The organism is Burkholderia sp. (assembly GCF_018375725.1).
Lineage (GTDB): Bacteria > Pseudomonadota > Gammaproteobacteria > Burkholderiales > Burkholderiaceae > Burkholderia.
Genome location: NZ_JAHACR010000430.1, coordinates 1 through 2,656 on the forward strand (window position 1 = coordinate 1; position 2,656 = coordinate 2,656).

The window sequence follows — 2,656 nt, forward strand, 5'->3', positions numbered from 1 at the left end:
AAGCGGCGCGCCGGACGGCAGCACCGGCACACCGCCCATGCGGCGGCCGGCATCCGAGCGCAGGCCGCTGACGAAACCGGCGATATAGGTGCGCTCCGCCTCGGTCAGCGGCGGCGGTGCGGTCTCGGCGATGCCGAGCGCGGCGGCAAAGGTGTCGATGTCAGCCATGTTCAGTTCCTCGAACGCAGGTTCGCCATGCGCGGCGGCCGGTTCCGGCCGGGGGTCCTCGGCCGGCGCGCGCCGCGGGGTGTCATCCTCGGTATGCGCAGGCGGCGCCGCCTCCACACGGCGCAGCGCCACCGCGCAGTACTTCAGTTCCGGTTGCAGCGATCCGGGATCGACCGCATCGTTCGTGACCGCGTTGATGCACAGATCGTCGCCATACACGTCGTTCCAGTGCATCGGCGCGAAGCACTGGCCCGCCTGCACGCGATCGGTCACGACCGCCGGCAGCACTGCGCGCCCGCGCTTCGAGCGGATCTCGACGCTGGCCTGCCCGGCCCCGCCCTTCGCGGCGATGCCGAGCACGCGCGCGTCGTCCGGATGAATTTCGACGAACGGACGCGGATTGAGCTTGTTGAGCATCGCGACCTTGCCGGTCTTCGTCATCGTGTGCCACTGATGCTGCAGCCGGCCGGTGTTCAGCACGACCGGATACTCGCGGTCGGGCAGCTCGGCGGGCGCGACGTGCGGCCGCGCGAAGAATCGCGCCTTGCCCGACGGCGTGGGGAACGCGAGGCGTGGCGCCGACGCATCCGGCAGCGTGCGCAGCGTCTGGCTCACGCCGTCGTTCAGGTAACGGACCGGATTGCGGCGATCTGCTGTGCCGGGCGCGCACGGCCATTGCAGCGGCGCATCGCGCAGCGCCGCGTGGCTCGCGCCGCGCAGGTCGTAGCCGGTCGCGGGATTCGAAAAACGGACGATCTCGTCGAACACATCCGCGGCCGATGCGTAGTCGAATCCGTCGCCGAAGCCCATCGCGCGCGCGACTTCCGCGATGATCCGCCAGTCCGGCAGCGCATCGCCGGGCGGGTCGATCACCTGCTGCATCAGCGTCATGTTGCGCTCGGAGTTGACCATCACCCCTTCGCCTTCGGCCCACAGTGCGCCGGGCAACAGGATGTCGGCATAGCGGTTCGTCTCGTTGTCGAGGAACGCATCCTGCGCGATCACCAGCTCCGCGGCCTGCAGACCGGCGATCACGGTCTGCCGGTTCGTGACGGTTGCGACCGGATTCGTGCAGACAATCCAGCATGCCTTGATGTCGCCGCCCGCCATGCGCGCGAACAGGTCGATGGTGCCGCCGCCGGTCTCGGGGCGCAGCGTGCCGCGCGACACGCGCCAGACATCCTCGACGAATTGTCGGTCCGCGTCCGACAACGCCGAGCGCTGGCCGGGCAGGCCCGGCCCCATGTAGCCCATCTCGCGCCCGCCCATCGCATTCGGCTGGCCGGTCAGCGAGAACGGGCCACTGCCGGGCCGGCAGATGCTGCCCGTCGCCAGGTGCAGATTGCAGATCGCGTTGGTGTTCCAGACGCCGTGGGTGCTCTGGTTGAGCCCCATCGTCCAGCAGCTCATCCAGTCGCGCGCGTCGCCGATCCACTGCGCGGCGAGCCGGATGTCGGCTTCGGCCAGCCCCGTGATCGCCGCGACGGCCGCCGGCGTGTAGTCGGCCAGGAACACGGGCATCGCGTCCCAGCCTTCGGTGAACGCGGCGATGAACGCGGGATCGGTCTTGCCGTTCGCATGCAGCAGATGCAGCAGACCGTTGAGCAGCGCGAGATCGGTGCCCGGACGAATCTGCAGGAACAGGTCGGCCTTGTCGGCGGTGCCCGTGCGGCGCGGATCGACGACGATCAGCTTCGCGCCGGCCTTCACGCGATCCATCATCCGCAGGAACAGGATCGGATGGCAATCCGCCATGTTCGCGCCGGTCACGAAGAACAAGTCCGCGCAATCGAAATCCTGATACGAGCCGGGCGGGCCGTCCGCGCCGAGCGACTGCTTGTAGCCGCTGCTCGCGCTCGCCATGCACAGCCGCGAGTTCGACTCGATGTTGTGGGTGCCGACGAACCCCTTCGCGAGCTTGTTGACGAGGTATTGCGCCTCGATCGACATCTGGCCGGACACGTAGAACGACAACGCATCCGGGCCGTGCGCGTCGAGTACGGCCCGCAGGAGGCGCGCGGTCTCGCCGATCGCGTCGCGCACCGGCAACGGCACGAGGTCGTCCTCGCGCGCACGGCGCACGAATGCGCGTTCGAGCCGGCCCGACTGGCGCAGCGCGACATGCGCGGACGCGCCTTTCGTGCAAAGCCGCCCGAAGTTGGCCGGATGGTCGGGGTCGCCGGATACCTTGACGACCTCGCCCGCCTCGACGTGCAGCACCATCCCGCAGCCGACGCCGCAATACGGACAGACGGTCCTGACGTTCGTTGCGCTCATGTTCGCCCCGCGCCGGTCAGGCCGCGACCCACACGAAACCGTCCTCGACGCGCGACGGATACGTGCTGACCGACCGCTCCGGCATCTCCAGGCACTCGCCGGTGCGCAGGTCGAAGTGATGCTTGTACAGCGGCGACGCGACGACGATCCGCTCTCCGAGATTGCCGATCAGCCCGCGCGACATCACCGCCGCCTGCGAGGCGGGATCGAC

The 2,656-nt window shown here is 69.2% G+C and carries 2 protein-coding genes; both read right to left on the bottom strand.

Annotated features, from left to right (window positions below; translation table 11 throughout):
- On the bottom strand, window positions 1-2,445 hold a 2,445-nt coding region (locus KH616_RS23920; protein WP_292253579.1), incomplete at its 3' end, for a molybdopterin oxidoreductase family protein.
- A gap of 16 nt (window positions 2,446-2,461) precedes the next feature.
- Window positions 2,462-2,656: nitrite reductase (NAD(P)H) small subunit (locus KH616_RS23925; protein WP_292253581.1), on the bottom strand; the 195-nt coding region annotated here is incomplete at its 5' end.